Annotated in this window: 16 protein-coding genes; 8 read left to right on the top strand and 8 right to left on the bottom strand. The window is 64.9% G+C overall.

From position 1 onward, the window contains the following. Positions 1 to 75 precede the first annotated feature (75 nt). The 5 genes from FJW06_RS01590 to FJW06_RS01570 form a co-directional block, all read right to left on the bottom strand. Complete coding sequence (locus FJW06_RS01590; RefSeq protein ID WP_140746960.1) at positions 76 to 1110, bottom strand: ABC transporter substrate-binding protein; 1035 nt, start codon at positions 1108 to 1110, stop codon at positions 76 to 78. 72 nt (positions 1111 to 1182) lie between these two features. Then, positions 1183 to 2094 carry a sugar phosphate isomerase/epimerase gene (locus FJW06_RS01585; protein WP_140746957.1) on the bottom strand — a complete coding sequence of 304 codons (912 nt, stop codon included), beginning with the start codon at positions 2092 to 2094 and terminating at the stop codon, positions 1183 to 1185. Between the two features lie 19 nt (positions 2095 to 2113). Continuing rightward, positions 2114 to 3640 (bottom strand): mannitol dehydrogenase family protein, encoded by a 1527-nt coding sequence (locus FJW06_RS01580; protein ID WP_246674493.1) that lies wholly within the window; start codon positions 3638 to 3640, stop codon positions 2114 to 2116. Beyond that, the gene (locus FJW06_RS01575) at positions 3637 to 4419 is read right to left on the bottom strand and encodes an SDR family oxidoreductase (RefSeq protein ID WP_140746951.1); all 783 of its coding nucleotides are present in this window, start codon (positions 4417 to 4419) and stop codon (positions 3637 to 3639) included. Before FJW06_RS01575 ends, FJW06_RS01580 begins: the two co-directional genes overlap by 4 nt. Positions 4420 to 4584: 165 nt before the next feature. Beyond that, positions 4585 to 5484: a MurR/RpiR family transcriptional regulator gene (locus FJW06_RS01570; protein WP_140746948.1), complete on the bottom strand. Its 900-nt coding sequence runs from the start codon at positions 5482 to 5484 to the stop codon at positions 4585 to 4587. Positions 5485 to 5696: 212 nt separating this feature from the next. On the opposite strand from FJW06_RS01570, the gene FJW06_RS01565 reads away from it, so the two are divergent. Next, positions 5697 to 6890 (top strand): Gfo/Idh/MocA family oxidoreductase, encoded by a 1194-nt coding sequence (locus FJW06_RS01565; RefSeq protein WP_140746945.1) that lies wholly within the window; start codon positions 5697 to 5699, stop codon positions 6888 to 6890. Between the two features lie 54 nt (positions 6891 to 6944). After that, the gene (locus tag FJW06_RS01560) at positions 6945 to 7181 is read left to right on the top strand and encodes a hypothetical protein (protein ID WP_140746942.1); all 237 of its coding nucleotides are present in this window, start codon (positions 6945 to 6947) and stop codon (positions 7179 to 7181) included. 15 nt (positions 7182 to 7196) lie between these two features. Here FJW06_RS01560 and FJW06_RS01555 read toward each other — a convergent pair whose 3' ends face one another. From FJW06_RS01555 to FJW06_RS01545, 3 genes are read right to left on the bottom strand one after another with little or no spacing between them, the layout of a single operon-like run. Continuing rightward, positions 7197 to 8057 carry a carbohydrate ABC transporter permease gene (locus tag FJW06_RS01555; RefSeq protein ID WP_140746939.1) on the bottom strand — a complete coding sequence of 287 codons (861 nt, stop codon included), beginning with the start codon at positions 8055 to 8057 and terminating at the stop codon, positions 7197 to 7199. After that, positions 8054 to 8944, bottom strand: a complete 891-nt coding sequence (locus FJW06_RS01550; protein ID WP_140746936.1) for a sugar ABC transporter permease — start codon at positions 8942 to 8944, stop codon at positions 8054 to 8056. Before FJW06_RS01550 ends, FJW06_RS01555 begins: the two co-directional genes overlap by 4 nt. Positions 8945 to 8972: 28 nt before the next feature. Next, complete coding sequence (locus tag FJW06_RS01545) at positions 8973 to 10265, bottom strand: extracellular solute-binding protein (RefSeq protein ID WP_140746933.1); 1293 nt, start codon at positions 10263 to 10265, stop codon at positions 8973 to 8975. A 310-nt stretch (positions 10266 to 10575) separates the two neighbouring features. Between FJW06_RS01545 and FJW06_RS01540 the strand changes: the two genes are divergently transcribed. The 6 genes from FJW06_RS01540 to FJW06_RS01515 all read left to right on the top strand — a co-directional run bounded on the left by FJW06_RS01540 (position 10576) and on the right by FJW06_RS01515 (position 16101). Beyond that, positions 10576 to 11847, top strand: coding sequence for an extracellular solute-binding protein (locus tag FJW06_RS01540; protein ID WP_140746930.1), 1272 nt, complete (start codon positions 10576 to 10578; stop codon positions 11845 to 11847). 115 nt (positions 11848 to 11962) lie between these two features. Further along, positions 11963 to 12895 carry a sugar ABC transporter permease gene (locus tag FJW06_RS01535; RefSeq protein WP_140746927.1) on the top strand — a complete coding sequence of 311 codons (933 nt, stop codon included), beginning with the start codon at positions 11963 to 11965 and terminating at the stop codon, positions 12893 to 12895. After that, on the top strand, positions 12892 to 13731 hold the full coding sequence (locus FJW06_RS01530) for a carbohydrate ABC transporter permease (protein ID WP_140746924.1): 840 nt from the start codon (positions 12892 to 12894) through the stop codon (positions 13729 to 13731). Before FJW06_RS01535 ends, FJW06_RS01530 begins: the two co-directional genes overlap by 4 nt. Continuing rightward, a complete protein-coding gene (locus FJW06_RS01525) occupies positions 13728 to 14468 on the top strand; it encodes a PIG-L family deacetylase (RefSeq protein WP_140746921.1) in 741 nt (246 codons plus the stop codon). The genes FJW06_RS01530 and FJW06_RS01525 overlap by 4 nt, the downstream gene beginning before the upstream one ends. Beyond that, entirely contained in the window at positions 14465 to 15337 is an 873-nt protein-coding gene (locus tag FJW06_RS01520) for an ROK family protein (RefSeq protein WP_140746918.1), read from the top strand. Before FJW06_RS01525 ends, FJW06_RS01520 begins: the two co-directional genes overlap by 4 nt. Beyond that, on the top strand, positions 15334 to 16101 hold the full coding sequence (locus FJW06_RS01515) for a GntR family transcriptional regulator (RefSeq protein WP_140746915.1): 768 nt from the start codon (positions 15334 to 15336) through the stop codon (positions 16099 to 16101). The genes FJW06_RS01520 and FJW06_RS01515 overlap by 4 nt, the downstream gene beginning before the upstream one ends. Positions 16102 to 16105 lie beyond the last annotated feature (4 nt).

The raw sequence follows: 16105 nt of genomic DNA, 5'->3' as shown, positions 1-16105 counted from the left end.
TATGCGTGCCAAATCAAATGGCAAGGACGCCAGACCTTGGTCCAGCGTCCTCGCGCTTGCGTGCGGATCAGGCGCTTATTCGCCCGGGCCCTTGCAGGCCACGATCTGCTCCTTGGTGTAGGTCGTCCAATCCGGGATCGAGATCGAGACCGGCCATTCGGGGCTGAGCGAAGGGTCGACGACGCTCTTCAGCTTGGCCTTGCCTTCTTCGGTGGCGTTCTCCCAGAGCTGCGGCTGGACCAGAACGGTGTGCTGCGCGGGCTTCTTGCCGTCGAGGATCTGCAGCGCCAGGGTCACGCCGGCGCCGCCGATGGAGCCGGGATTGGTGACGGCCGCACCCACCAGGCCCTTGACCGAGCTCAACTGGCCGACGAAGCCGGCATTGTCGGCGCCCACGACCGGCACCATCGGCGCCTGCTGCTCGACCAGCGCATCGACGATCACATTGTCGATGCCGGAGGTCCAGATGCCGTTGATCGGAGTGCCGGTGGCGAGGAAGGACAGGATCTGCTGCTTGGCCTGGTCCTGCTGCCAGCCGGTGAAGACTTCCTGCGCGACCTTCACGTCGGGGAATTCGGCAAGCGCCTTCTTGAAGCCTTTGTCGCGGTCGCTGTCGGCCGAAGCGCCGGCCGCGCCCCGCATGTAGAACACCTCGCCCTTGCCGCCCATCTGCTGGAACAGCCACTTGGCGCCGAGATAGGCATATTGCTCCTGGTTGTTGGAGATGATGTAAGCGGACGGCTCCGTCACCGCCTGGTCGACGGCGACGACGACGATGCCGGCCTTGGTGGCTTCCTCGAGGCCTGCCTTGATGCCCGCCGGATCGGCCGGGTTGACGACGATGGCGTCGACCTTGGCGCTGATCAGGTTGCGGATGTCCTCGAGCTGGCCGGCGGCGTCGGTGTTGCGGTGGGCGATGTTGAGCTTCGCCACCTCGCCGGAAGCCAGCGCCTGCGCCTTCATGGCGCAGATCATCTCCTCGCGCCAGCCATTGCCCTGCACGGTGTTGGAAATGCCGATCGTGTACTTGCCGGCGGCGACTGAGGCGCCCACCGAGGCAAGCAGGGCAGCGCCGGCAAGAAGCGAGGCCGCGGTCAGTTGTCTTTTCATTTCAGTACTCCTCCACATTGATCTTTTCAGTTCAGTTCCAGGCCTCCGACGCGGTCGGAGCCAAGCTTTTGGTCATTTGATGAAGGGGCGCAGCACGTCGCGGGCAAGCAGAAAGCCCCGCTTGACCTTTTCGTCCGTCCCCTCGAAGCGCCGGTCCTCATGCTCGATGATGACCGGCCCGTCATATCCGGCCCGGTAGAGGCCCGAAAAAATCCTGCTCCAATCGATGTCCCCAAGTCCCGGCATGCGCGGCACCTGCCAGCCTATGCCAGCCGAAAGGATTCCGCGCTCGTACAAACCATCATGATCAATCATCAGGTCCTTGGCATGCACATGGAGCATGTTTGCGCCGAACTCGCGGATGAAGCGCTCCTGGTCGATCATCTGCCAGACGAGATGCGAGGGGTCGAAATTCATGCCAACATCGCCGCCCCAGGCTTCCAGGATGCGACGCCAGACATAGGGCGAGTAGGCGATGTTATGTCCGCCCGGCCATTCGTCATAGCTGAAGATCATCGGGCAGTTCTCGAAGGCGAGCTTCACGCCATGCTCGCCGGCATGGGCGATGATCGCCGGCCAAATCTTCTGCGCGTTCTCCCAGTTGGCGTCGATAGTCTTCGAAGCATCGCCGCCGCAGAAGGTGTTGACGAGGGAGACACCCATGCGGCTCGCCAGCACGATCACCTTCTTCAGATGGTCGATCACCGCTTCGCGATGCGCCCGGTCGGGATGGAGCGGATTGGGGTAGAAGCCGAGGCCCGAGACGGCCAGGCCCTTGCCGGCAAGCCCGGCGGCAATGTCCTTGGCCTCAGCGGCCGAGACGTCCACGTCGATATGGCTGGTGCCGGCATAGCGACGACTTGCTCCAGAGATCTTCGGCCAGCAGGCGATTTCCAGCGCTTCGAAGCCGGCCGAGCGCGCCCAGTCGGCGACCTCGCCGAGCGGCGTATCCGGAAACGGTGCTGTCAGCAGTCCAAGCTTCATGATCCCTCCCAGTTCCTAACTATGCAGATCGCGACGGCTGCTTCAACCGCGCATCGGTTGGCCCAGCGCAGACTTGTCCGACAAAGCCCATCGGATCGTTCGAGAGCAGGCCATCGAGCCCGGCGATGACATGCGCCCGGAATGTCGCGTTGGCGGTCAAGGACGGGTCGAAGACAGCGTCGATGGCGAGGATCGAATCGGCGAGCGCTTTGCTGTCCGAACCGATGCGGTCGGCAATGGCAGCGATCTTGTCGGCAAACGGATCGGACACCTGCCAGCCTCGGCCGAAGCGGGTGGAAGCCTTGATCAGATAAGCCATCCAGCCGGCGACCGGCACCGAGAGGAGCGCGATGCTCTCGCCTTTCGCCAGGCGATCGCGGATCGGGTTGAGCAGGCGCTGCACGATCTTCTGCGAACCGTCCGTGGCGATCTGGTGATTGCGGTGGCGGATCGCGGTATTGGTGAGACGCGACAAGCTCTGCTCGACATAGGCGGCTGGCGCGACACCCGGCACAGGCATCAACGTCGGCAATGTTTCCTCGGTCAGCATGCGGCTGACGAAACGGGCCAGAAGCGGGTCGGCGATCGTCTCGAACGTATGCTCAAAGCCGCCCAGAACGCCGAGATAGCTGAGCGTCGTCTGGGCGCCGTTCAGCACGCGCATCTTGAGATGCTCGAATGGCGTGACGTCGTCGACGAAGGTCGCGCCGACAAGATCCCAGCGCGGCACGCGGCCGGCGAAGCGGTTCTCGATCACCCATTGGCGGAAGCGCTCGCCCACCACCACGGCGCCGTCGCGGTATCCGAAGCGCCGCTCGACCGTGTCGATATCGGCCTCGGTCGTCGCCGGCGCGATGCGGTCGACCATAGCCGAGGGGAAGGCGACGTTAGCCTCGATCCAGTCCGCCAGCTTCCCGCCGCGCCGTTTGGCGAATGCGCGCACGACATTGCCGAGGATGATGCCGTTGCTGGGGATGTTGTCGCAGGATAGCAGCGTCACCGGCCGGCCCTGCGCGAGCATGCGCAATTCCAGCGCGCGCGCCAGAATGCCGGGTACGCTGCGCGGCGTCTCAGGGTTGGAGAGATCGTGGACGATATCGGGATGGCCGAGGTCGAGCGCGCCGCTCGAGGGGATGTGGCAATAGCCTTTCTCGGTCACCGTCATCGTGACCATCTCGATCTCGGGCGAGGCGAGCACTTCCAGCGCCGGCGCGGCACTTTCCTGGCTGTCGACGACGCGCACGATGCTGCCGACAACACGCGCTTCGAGCTCGTCGTTCTGGCGGATGAGACGCGTGTAGAGGCCGTCCTGGCGTCCCAGCGTGTCGGTCAGCAAGGGAGGGCGGATGTTGATGCCGACCAGCCCCCAGTGGCCGAAATCCTTCGCCAGCAGGTCGTCGGTGTATTCGGCCTGATGGCAACGGTGGAAGGCGCCGACGCCGATATGGGCGATCCCAGGCTTCAGCGTGGCGCGGTCGTAACCCGGCTTGCGCACCTCCGACGGCAATCGGCCGAGCAGGGCAGGGCTGAGCTCCTCGGCGCTCACCGGTTGGCTCCGATCACCCATTGCTCCTGGTCGATCAGCGCGCCGGTCATCGGGCCGGCCGCGTCGGAAAGCAGAAAGACGGCCAGGTTGGCTATGTCGGTGACGGAAAAAAGCCGGCCGAAGGGCTGTGTCGCGTTGGCCGCGTCGAGCCAGCCCGGACCCTGGCCGAGCGTCTCGGCCTGCATGATGCGTTCGGCCGGGGTATCAGTCCAGCCGATATTGATGCCGTTGACGCGGATGCGGTCGAAGCGGTGGGCATTGGCGGCGTTCTTGGTCAGCGTCGCCAGCGCCCCCTTGGTGGCGGAATAGACGGCCAGCTCCGGCGAGCCGCAATGCGCGTTGATCGACAGGATGTTGACGATCGAGCCGCCCTGTCTGCGTTTCTTCATGTCGGCGATCGCCGCCTGCATCAGGAAGAAGGGGGCGCGGGCATTGACGGCGAACAGCGACGACCAATCGTCGAGGCTGGCATCGATGAAGGAAGCGCGGTCGGTCAGGCCGGCGGCGTTGACCAAGCCGTCGATGCGGCCGAAGCGCTCGATGCAGCCTTGCGCCAGCCGCGCCGGAGCTTCGGCATCGCCGAGATCGGCAGCAGCGAAGGCGGCAGGGGTGCCCATGGCCGCCAGCTCGGCAGCGACCGCGTCGCCGCGCTTCTGGTCCCGCCCGGTGATCAGCAGGCCGGCGGCGCCGGAGCGCGCGGCGATCTCGGCGATCGCCCGGCCGATGCCTTGGGTCGCGCCGGTGACCAGCACCACCTTACCGTCAAGACGAACCTCCATTCCTCCTCCCGGAACAAAGTTTCCATTTTTTCGAATATGGAACGATGGTTCTCTTTAGTCAATCGTCCCAGGGCGGTTCACCGTTTTCATGGAACCGGTGAACCGCGCTATCGCCTTATCTTTCGCAATTGCGAACGGAAAACCGCTTTCCTGGAATTGCTCTTGTCAGCCTGTCCGGTGCGCGACGACGCCGTGGACCAAGGCCATGCCGACGGCGAGCGAGGCGGCAAGCGAGCGGAAACCGCCAAAATCCTGCTCAACCACCTCTAGCCAGGTGTCGGAGAGTTTTGCCAGCGGCGAGAAGGTGCTGTCGGTGATGGCGAGAATGCGCGCCTTGCGCTCATGCGCGACGGCGACGAGGTCGGGCGTGATCGAATTATAGGGGCTGAAGGAGACCGCCAGCACCGCGTCGCGCGGCGTGATGCAGCCGACCTGGTCGAGCGCGGTCGAGCCGACATTGTCGACCAGCACGTTGCGCACGCCCTGCTGCGACAGCGTCAGCGACAGATAGGTGGTGACAGGGAAGGCGCGCTTGCTGCCGATGACATAGATCAGCTCCGCGGCCGCCAGATGATCGACCATCGTCTCGAAAGCGGCGATATCGAGATCGTTGCCGATGCGGCCGAGCGAGGCCTGGCAGGCGCCGATCATGCCGTTGAGAAAATGCAGGTTTGCATTCGGCTCCCCGACCTTGTCCTGGGTGCCCTGCGTATCCGGCCAGGAGCCCTTCATGCGGTCCTTGAACAGGAGCTGGAAATCGGAAAAGCCGGAATAGCCGAAGATCTGCGCGAAGCGCACAAGGGTCGAGGGCTGCACGCCGGCCTGGTCCGCCACCTGCGCGATCGTGCCAAGCGCCACCTCGCTCGGATGCTGCCAGAGGAAGATCGCCACCTGGCGAAGCCGTTTCGGGAAATGCACGGTTCCCGACGCAAGCACCGCCCGCAGCTCCTCGTAGGTTTGCGGCTTTGTATAGCCAAGTGCTGCCAGTGATCGGCTCCGCTTTCTCGCCGCCGTCTCCAGGCTATGCGTGGACGGCTCGTCGGCCGCCTTGCCGCGGCCGCTCATAGGATATGCCTCATCGTGACCCCAACCATCGGATGCGTCATCCGATCCCTGCCCTCCGGCCCCGGCCCATCAGATGGACCGAGCGTAAAAAGCTAACGCGGCACAATCGTTTTACAAAATAAAAAATAGAAATATCATTCGAAGACAACCATCGCCGGCCATGGCATCCGCACCGACCGGCATACCGAACCTTGGGAAGGATAATCGCAATCATGGTCTATGCAACCGCCGATGGTACGTCGCGTCAACGCCTGCGGGTCGGCATGGTCGGAGGCGGCCGCAACGCCTTCATCGGCGCTGTGCATCGCCTTGCCATGCGGCTCGACGACCAGATCGCGTTGGTCGCCGGCGCATTGTCCTCGGATCCGGAGAATGCCGCGGCCTCCACGGCGGAGATCGGCATCGCGCCGGAGCGCAGCTATGCCGACTACCACGTCATGGCGAGGGCCGAAGCGGCACGGCCAGACGGCATCGAGGCGGTGGTCATCGTCACGCCCAACCACCTGCACGCGCCGATCGCTACCGCCTTCCTCGAGGCCGGCATCGACGTCATCTGCGACAAGCCGCTGTCGACGACGCTTGCCGAGGCTGAAGCGCTGGTGGCGCTGACCAAGGCTAGGAAGCGCCGTTTCGTCGTCACGCTCAACAACACCGGCTACGCCATGGTGCGCCAGGCGCGCGAAATGGCGGCGGCGGGCGAACTCGGCCGGATCGTGTCGGTGCATGGCGCCTATATCCAAGACTGGCTGACCAAGCCGATCGACGCCGAGGGCCAGAAGCAGGCCGAATGGCGCACCGATCCGGCGCGCGCCGGCCAGTCGGCGGTGCTCGCCGATATCGGCGTGCATGCCTTCAATCTGGCAAGCTTCGTGTCCGGTTTCGAGGCCGAAGCGATTTCCGCCGATCTGTTCACCGCCGTCCCGGGACGGCGGCTGGACGACAACGCGCATGTGCTGCTGCGCTGGGCGGGCGGCGCGCGCGGAACCATCCTCGCCAGCCAGACCTCGCCCGGCCATTACAACGACCTTTCGGTGCGTATCTATGGCGAGAAAGCCGGGCTCGAATGGTCAGGGTCGCGGCCGGAGGAACTGCGCTTCTCGCCCTATGGCGAGGAAACGCGCACGCTGGTGCGCGGAGGCCATGGCTCGACGGCGGAAGCGAGGCGCGTCTCGCGCATGCCGGCAGCGCACCCCGAAGGCTATATCGAGGCCTTCGCCAATTTCTACCGCGACGCAGCGGACATCATCCGCGCGCATCGCGCGGGCGGTGCGGTCGATGCAACGCGGGCAGCACAAGTTCCCGACGTTGTCGACGGCGCGCGCGGCGTGAAGTTCGTCGCCGCGGCGGTGGAGTCGAACGCGGCGGGAGGGGCTTGGATGCCGGCCAGATTGGCGCAGACACGTTAATGATAGTATCGATTGTCGATTGGCAGGACATTCGCCCGACTGTATTCGACGACGATGAACAAATCCGACGTCTTCCTTGCCGCCAGCTTAGGATGCCTTGCTCTTGCGGCCGCTGCGTTCGCGGCGCCGCAAGCTTTTCGGGGCAACAATGCCAAGGAAGTGGCGCAATGCACGCGCCTCATCAAAACCTTCAGCGACACCGGCGATTGGCCAGATGCGGGTGCTCCTGAGTATATCCGCTACGACAAGTGTTATTATCTGATATGCGGCGGAACCAAGCCCGAGGCTTGATGGTGCTCGATCGCGCTACCCCTTGATCGCCGACCCGACGATCGAATCCACGAAGAAGCGCTGCAGGAAGACGAAGAGCACCAGCGGCGGCAGCACCGCGAGCGTGGCGCCGGCCATTACCAGGCCGGTGTTGACGGCGCCGCGGTTGTAGCTGAGCAGCCGGCTGAGGCTGATGACGATCGGATAGGCGTCGGCATTGCCCTGGAGCACGGTGAGCGGCCACAGATAGCTGTTCCAGTGATAGACGAAGGCGAAGAGCGCAAGCGCCGCGATCGCCGGCGCAACGCTCGGCGCGACGATCTTGAACAGGATGAGGAGCTCGGACGCGCCGTCCATGCGCGCGGCGTCGATGAGGTCGTCAGGCACGCCGGCGATGAACTGGCGCATCAGGAAGATGCCGAAGGCGTTGGCGAGGTTGGGCACGATGATGCCGGCGAGGCTGGCGCTCAAGCCGATCGAGCCGACCATACGGTAAAGCGGGATCAGCGTCACGATCGGCGGCAGGAACATGGTGGCGATCAGCACAGAGAAGAGCAATGACCGGCCGGGGAAGGAGTATTTGGCGAAGGCGTAGCCGGCCATCATGCTCGTCACCAGGATGCCGGCGGTGGTGACCGTGGCGATGACAAGCGAATTCCACATCGAGCGTTCGACATTGACGACGCCGGCGACCTTTTCGTAGGCCTCGAGCGTCGGCGTGCGCGGGATCCAGACCGGCGGCACCTGCATGGTCTCGGCCGGTGTCTTCAGGCTGGACAGCACCATCCAGGCGAGCGGGAAGGCGGAGGCGACGGCGACCAGAAGCATTGCGGTGGCAAGCAGCGCCTTGCGGCCCGAAGGACGCTTGCGAGACAGCGATCGGGCAGCCGCGCTCATTCGCTGTCCTTGCGGTTGACGAAGGCAAACAGCGCCGAGACGCAGACGATCAGCGACAGCATCAGCATCACGGCCATGGCCGAGCCTAGTCCGCCCTGCGCGCGTTCGATGCCGACGCGGCGGATGTGGTAGGTCAGCACATTGCTCGAGCCGACCGGCCCCCCTTGGGTGATCAGCGCCACCGGCTCGAACACCTGCACCGCGTTGATGATGGCGATGACGGCGCTGAAGAGAAGCGTGCGGCGAAGCAGGGGCAGGGTGATGAAGCGGAACTGCTCGCGGCCGTTGGCGCCGTCGAGCGTCGCGGCTTCATAGAGGCTGCCCGGGATCTGCGTCAGCCCGGCGATGGCGAGCACGGTGAAATAGCCGACCTGCTGCCAGACATTGAGCAGCACGATCGAGATCAAAGCCGAACGGGGTGAGGAGAGCCAGGGTTGCGGGCCGATGCCGACCAGCCCGAGCAACTGGTTGAGCGGGCCTTCGCTCGGCGCATAGAGCTTCGACCAGACCAGCGCCACGGCGATCATCGGCACCATGTAGGTCGAAAACAGCACCGTGCGCAGCGCCGTGCCGCCGGCGACCTCGCGCTGATAGACCAGCAGCCCGAAGACGACCGACAGCGGCAGGATGAGGACGACCGACAGCGCGGTGTAGATCGCGGTGTTGAGGAGCGCCGTCTTGAAGTCGCGGCCGACCGAGGTGGGGCCGAAGATCTCGTGGAAATTGCCGAGGCCGACGAAGCTGGCCTCGGAAAAGGGCGTCTGCGTCGACCAGTCCTGGAAGGACAGCCAGATGGTGAGCAGCATCGGCAACAGCACGAACACGCCGATCAATGTCACGGCGGGCGCAAGCATGATGCCCGCCGAGGCACGAAAAGCTTTGGCCATTCACCTGCTTCCGGTCAGCGACCCGAACTTACTTGGCGGCGCGCTCCAGGATCGACGTGGCGTCGGCCTGAGCGTTCGCCTGCGCATCCTTGGCCGAGACCTGGCCATACTGCAACGCCTCAAGCGTCTGCTGGAGGGATTCCGAGAACTCCTGGCCGCCGAGCACGACCGGGAAAGGCCGCGCATCGGCGAGCACGGAGACATAACCGGACAGGAACTCCGAGCCGAGCTTGTCCTTGTGCGCCTCGATGTCGGAAGTGCGCGACGGCAGGATGCCCATCGACATCAAAATGTCGGACATGGCCGATGCGCCGTTCTTGCCCGATTTCGGGCTGTTCAGCCAGGCCAGGAATTCCCAGGCCGCTTTCTGCTCGGCCTCGCCGGCCTTGGCATTGACGACCGTCATCCAGGAATAGGAGATCGAATGCGGCTTGTCGCCGCTCGGGCCGACCGGGATCGGCGCGGTGGCGACTTGTGAGAACTTGTCGCCCATGCCGGTCTTCAGCGCGCTTTCCCACCAATTGGCCATGATGATCATGCCGGTCTTGCCGGAGACGAAATTGTCGAGGAACGGACCGGTTGTGTTGGCGTCTGCCGTCGCCATCGCCGGATTGCTCACGCCGGACTTTATCAAGTCTTCATAGAGCGCGAAGGTCTCGCCGGCCTGGGGACTGTCCAGCGCCGGCTTACCGTCCTTGACCAGGTTGCCACCATTGGAGACGAGCAACGAGGCGAAAGGATGGACCACGCCCGCCGCCCATGAGTTGATCATGCCGAAACCCTGCTGGCCCTTGTCCTTGTCGGTCAGCTTGGCGGCGGCATCCTTGAATTCGGCCCATGTCTTGGGCGGGGCGGCGATGCCCGCTTTTTTGAACAGTTCCTTGTTGTAGTTCAGCGCGTAGACGTCGATTTCGTTCGGGATGCCGTAGAGCGTGCCGCCGACAGAAGCGGCGCTGACGACGCCGGCCGGCCAGGCGCTTTTCACCTCATTGGCGACAGCGTCGGGGGCAGGGGCGACCAGCTTGTCCCTCGCCAGTTCCGGCAGCCACAGATCGTAGATGCCGCCGATCGTCGGGCCGTCGGAGGAGCCGCCCTGTGAGCGCAGCGTGGTCAAGAGATCGCCGAAAGGAACCGCGCGCACGGTTACGGCGACATTCGGATGAGTAGTGGAAAAATCCTTCGCCGCCGCTTCGAGCAAGGCCACCGTCTCCGGCGACCAGTGGGTCAGGTAGGAGATGTTCACCGATTGCGCCCAGCCGGTCGCGGGCAGCGCGACGAGCGCCGCGGCGAGAGCCAGCTTCGAGATCCGGGCAAGCGACATTGGCATCCTCCACAAAGGCCGCGACACGAGCGATGACGTTATGACAACTCTAAACGTTGGCGCAAGCCCTAACCTGCGAGCGCTCCGTCGGACCTGTACAGTCGAAGATTCCCCACCATGGTCAAAGGTGGCCAATTTACGTTTGAAATTAAATATTTACATCTCGATAACGCATTGACCGGCCAGTGGCGTGCAATCGCTCGCGGCTTTAAAGCCCTTGCGATATGCATCATGTCGTTATAATGACTTTTCGAAAAAGCAGACGACTCTCTTGAATGCCTCAGAACCGAGAAAAATGGGAGAACTGGCAATGAGCATGCTTTCAATCCACCGGCGCGCGGCGCTCGGCCTGATCGGCGGCCTCGCCGCTGCTTGCGCGGGCGCGCTTTCGACGCTGCCGGCCCGCGCCGACTCCACCGTGACGCTATGGAGCTGGCGCACCGAGGACGAGGCCGCCATGCATCGCATCTTCGAGGCGTTCGAGAAGAAGAATCCCGGCATCAAGGTCGACATCCAGTTCACGCCCGACGCCGACTACCAGAACCGCCTGAGCACGGCGCTGCGCGGCGGGCGCGGACCCGATATCGCGCAGCTCAAGGCCTATGGCGAATTGCAGCCTTTCATCGAAGGCGGCTATCTCGACGCGCTCGACGACAGCGTGGCGGAACTGAAGAACATGCCGGACGCCGCCCTTGGCGGGGCGCGCGGCCGCGCCGACGGCAAGCTCTACGGCGTGCCTTATTCGGTGCCGATGATGGGCGTCTTCTACAACGAGGATATCTTCGCCGCGCAAGGCATCGAGATTCCGAAGACCTACAAGGACTTCGTCGCCGCCTGCGAGAAACTCAAGGCAGCGGGTATCACACCGATCGCCAATGGCGGCGCCAACGGCTCGGCCTGGGAATTGGAGATCGGTGTCGGCGTTATCGGGCCGACGCTCTACGGTCCGGACTTCTATGACGAGATGATGAGCGGCAAGGCGACCTTCGAGGATCCGCGCTATGTCGCGGCGCTGAAGCGCTTCGCCGAGCTGAAGCCATACTATTCCGACGGTTTCGCCGGCATCGATTACACCACCGCCACGCAGCAGTTCATCGGCGGCAAGGCGGCGATGTTCTTCGGCGGCTCGTTCGAGAACGGCAGCTTCAAGTCGCAGAACCCGAAGCTGAAGTTCTCGATCTTCCCATTCCCGGCCGACGACGCCTCGACCAAGCTCTACACCTCGGCTTTCTCGGACGGCTCCTACGGCCTCGTGTCGGAAAGCCAGAACAAGGCGGCGGCGATCAAGGTGCTGAACTACATGGCCTCGGCCGAATTCGCGCAGGCCTTCGCCGACGAGCTCGGCTGGCCGCCGGCCCGCACCGACGTCACGGTGAAGGATCCGGTGCTTGCCAGGATGATGGAGATGGCGAAGAACTCGACGCCGTATCTCACGCTGGTCGGCTTCCGCTGGCAGACGCCGACCGCGTCATCGGTGCTGCAGTCCGAGATCATCGACATGGTCGAAGGCAATGTCGCGCCCGAAAAGCTGGCGGCCGACATGCAGGCCGCCGTCGCCACCTGGTTCAAGCCCAAGCAGTAAGGAGCGCCGGCCGCTCTTGTCAAAAAGCAGGAGCATGATGTTGTCCGAAACCGCTTCACACTTTTCGGCATCATGCCCCAGCCGGCCGGCATCTCTGCCCCACAGAACGCAGCGCATGACCAAGCTTCGCCGCACGACCAGCCTCCAGCACACGCAGCAGCGCATGGCGGTGCTGTTCATCCTGCCGGCCTTGGCCATCTACGGGCTGTTCGTGCTCTATCCGCTCCTGTTGTCGCTGTGGGGCAGCTTCTTCACCTGGAAGGGGCTGCGCATGCAGGAGTTCGCGGGGCTCGCGAACTTCTCCCGGCTGTTCGTGTTCCCGAGCGGCGCGCGGCTCTACGGCGCGCTCTGGCACAATGTCGCATGGTTCTTCGGCATCATACTGCTGCAGAACGGGCTCGGGCTTTTGTTCGCCTGGCTGCTTTTCCTGCGCGGCAGGGGCGCTGCCTTCTTCCAGTCGGTGTTCTTCTTCCCCGCCGTACTCAGCCCCGTCATCGTCGGCGCGCTGTGGCGGCTGCTGCTCGCGCCCGGCGGCATCGTCGAGTGGGCGCTGAACGGCCTTGGCCTGCATCAGGGCAGCCTGACCGTGCTCGGCAACAGCCACACCGCGCTCGGCACGCTGATCGCCGTCGATGCCTGGAACTGGATGGGGCTGCCGGTGCTGATCTACACGGCAGGCTTGCGGCAAATTTCGCCGCAGGTGTTCGAGGCGGCGAAACTCGACGGCGCCGGCAATGCGCGCATGCTGTTCTCCGTCGCGCTGCCTTTGCTGATGCCGGCGCTCGGCACGCTGACGACGCTTTCCTTCATCAACACCTTCAACCAGTTCGACATCGTCTACGTGATGCAGGGCGTGCAGGGCAATCCGAGCTACGCGACCGACACGCTGGTGACTTATTTCTACCGGCTGGCCTTCGGCGCGGAAGGGGCTGTGGGCATCACCGACATCGGCCTGGCGCTGGCGCTGGGCACCATGCTGTTCCTCGTCCTCAGCATCGGCACGCTGTTGATGCTGCGCTTCTTCGATAAGCGGACGGTCGAGCTATGACCACACTCGCCATTCCACAGAAGCTGGCGCGGCTGCCTGGTTGGATTGTCCTGCTGGTTTGGACGGCGGCCGTGCTCTTGCCGCTCTACGTCCTGGTCGTCTCCTGCTTCAAGACGACAGCGGAGATCTACGACAACCGCCTCGGCTTGCCGCGGAGCTGGGCGCTCGACAATTTCGTGCGCGCCTGGACGCGCGCCGATCTCGGCCACAACTTCATCAACAGCCTGATCGTCACCGGCGGCGCGGTGGCCCTCACCATCGTCGTCTCGGCGATGGCCGCCTATCCGCTCAGCCGCTACAGGCTCGGCTGGAACGGTATCATGCTCGGCCTCTTCCTGTCCGGCATCATGCTGCCGATCAGGCTCGCCTCGGTGGAGCTGTTCACGCTGATGCGCGGCCTCGGCCTGCTCGATTCCCTCACCGGGCTGATCCTCGTCTATTCGGCGATCCGCATCCCCTTCGCCGTCTTCATCTTCGCCAGTTTCATGCGCGTTTTGCCGTCCGAGCTCGACGAGGCGGCGCGCATGGACGGCGCCGGAGAGACCCGCATCCTGTTCCAGATCGTGCTGCCGATGGTGAAGCCGGCGGTGTCGATCGTCGCCATCTTCACGGCGATCGCGGTGTGGAACGATTTCTTCTTCCCGCTGATCTTCATCTTCGACGACCGCTACAAGACCGTGCCGCTGGCAATCAGCGTGTTCGTCGGACAGTTCCGCACCGATTGGGGCCTGGTGTTCGCCTCGCTGGCGATCTCCATGGCGCCGATCCTGATCATGTATTGTTTGCTGGCGCGCCAGATTCGCGAGGGCGTCGGCGCCGGGGGAGGCATGAAATGATCGAGGACAAGATCTATGCCGCGCGCTCGATCCTGGTCGTCGGGGCGCATGCCTTCGACGCCGAGGTCATCGCCGGGCCTCTTGCGGCGGCCGCCGCCAAGAATGGAACCCAGGTCACCTTCCTGCATCTGTCGATGGGCGAGCAGGGCCATCCCTGCCTGATCCCGGAGCACTATTCGACGCAGAAGGAGGACGAGGCGGCGAAGGCAGCGGCGCGGCTCGGCGTTTCCATGCGCAACATGAAGCTGCGTGACGCCTTCCTGCCCAATGACAATGCGACCGCGCTCCAGGTCTGCGATGTCATCCGCGAGCTGCGGCCGGAGGTCGTCATCACGCATTGGCACGGCAGCTGGCACAAGGATCATCGCGCGGCCGCGCATCTCACGCAGACCGGCATTTTCTTCTCGGCTCTGCCGACGCTGAAGCGTGCCCATCCCGCGCATACGCCGCAGCTCCTGCTCTTCGGCGAGAACTGGGAGGACGACGAGGGCTTCCGGCCCGAGCATCTCGTCGACGTCAGCGCCGGCTTCGACGCCTGGCACGAGGCGGTGATGGAGTATGAGCTGGCGCGGGGCCTAAGCAGCTTTCCCTATGTCGACTATTACAGCGCGCTCTACCGGCTGCGCGGCTGCCTGCGCGGCACGCGCCACGCGCAGGCCTTCGCGGCGGCCTCGCATTCCTGGAATGCCGGCAGCGGCCTGTTCGCGCCGCCTGCCGGTCGGAGCAGCGAGAGATGACACGGGTTCTCGCCATCGATCTCGGCGGCACCAATCTGCGCGCCGCTGTCCATACGGGCGATCTCGGCGCTCTTGCACCGCAAGTCCACGAGCCGGCACCGGCAAGCCTCGACGCCTTCGCCGCGCGCGTTCGCGCACTTGCGGCCGCCGGCGAAGCCAAAGCTCTCGGGCTTGCGGTCCCCGGTCTGACCGAAGGGTCGAACTGCCGTTGGATCCCGAACCTGCCCTGGCTCGATGGGGTCGATGTCGCCGCGCTGTTCCCAGACATGAGTGTGGCGGTCGGCAACGACGCGCAGATCGCGCTTCTGGCGGAAGCGGCCGAGGGCGCGGCCAAGGACGTGTCCGACGCGATCCTGCTGGCCATAGGCACCGGCATCGGTTCGGCGGTGCTGGCCAATGGCCGCATCGTCGCCGGCGCGCATGGCGGCGCCTGCTCCTTCGGCTGGGCCAGCGCCGACATCAAGGACCATGGCGAGGAGCGCAGCGGCTGGCTGGAACGTGTCGCCTCCGGGCGCGCGCTGGACGCCCTTGCCGCACAGATCGGGCTGGCCGACGCCCGCCAACTGATCGCAGCCGCCAAAGCAGGCCAGCTTGCCGCGCAGTCGCTGCTCGAGGTGCCGGCGCGCCAGCTCGGCACGGCGCTCGCCGGCGCCGTGGGGTTGCTCGATCCGGGTGTCATCCTCGTCTCGGGCGGCCTGGCGGACGCGCTGGATGTGATCGCGCCGCCATTGCTTGCTGCGCTGCGGCGTCAATTGCCGCCGCATCTGCGCGGCATCGAACTTAGGCCAGGAAAATTCGGCTCCCGCGCCGGCCTGGTGGGTGCCGCGCTTGCCGGGCAGGCGGGAAGCGGGTGGAGGCAGATCCGATGAGCGAAGCGAGCTTTCAACAGCCGGACCGCAGGCGGCCGGAGCCGCTCTGGTACCAGGTCGAGGAGGCGATCCGCGCCATCGTCAAGAGCGGCGAGTGGGCGACCGGCGACCAGATCCCGGCCGAGGACCGGCTCTGCGCGCTGTTCGGCGTCAGCCGCATCACGCTGCGCCACGCGCTGCGGAATCTGGAGGAAAGCGGGCTGCTCAGGCGCGAGCACGGCAGAGGCACCTTCGTGCGCTCGGCCACGCTGGTCGCTGGCACGCGCGAGCTCACCTCCTTCACGCAGGAAATGGGCAATATCGGCGTGGTCGCCGGCTCGCGCCTGCTCGATTGCAGCCTGACGACGGCGAACGCGGCGGCGGCCGGCGCGCTGGAGATCGAGGAGGGCGATCCCATCGTGCGGATCCGGCGCTTGCGGCTGGGCAACAACGAGCCGATCGGCATCCAGACGGCGCAACTGGCGGCCGCACGCGTGCCGGGCTTCCTTGATGCCGGCCTGCTCAAGGGCTCGCTCTATGAAGCGCTGGAGCGGCAATACGGCATCGTGCCGGTCGAGGCGCGCGAGAACTACCGCGTCGGCGCCGTCAGCGCGGCGGACGCCGAATTGCTCGACCTACCCGCGGGCAGCCCGGCCTTCGTCGTCGAGCGCATCACCATCGACGAACGCGGCCCGTTCGAATTCACCGTCTCCGTCATGCGCGGCGACCGCTACGAGATACGCTCGACGCTGCGCGCCGGCCGCCTCCCGAACACCAGAAGCTGACACG

It is taken from the genome of Mesorhizobium sp. B4-1-3, from assembly GCF_006439355.1.
Classification (GTDB): Bacteria; Pseudomonadota; Alphaproteobacteria; order Rhizobiales; family Rhizobiaceae; genus Mesorhizobium.
The sequence above is the reverse complement of the archived record's forward strand: the minus strand, read 5'-3'. Positions and strand labels throughout refer to the sequence as shown.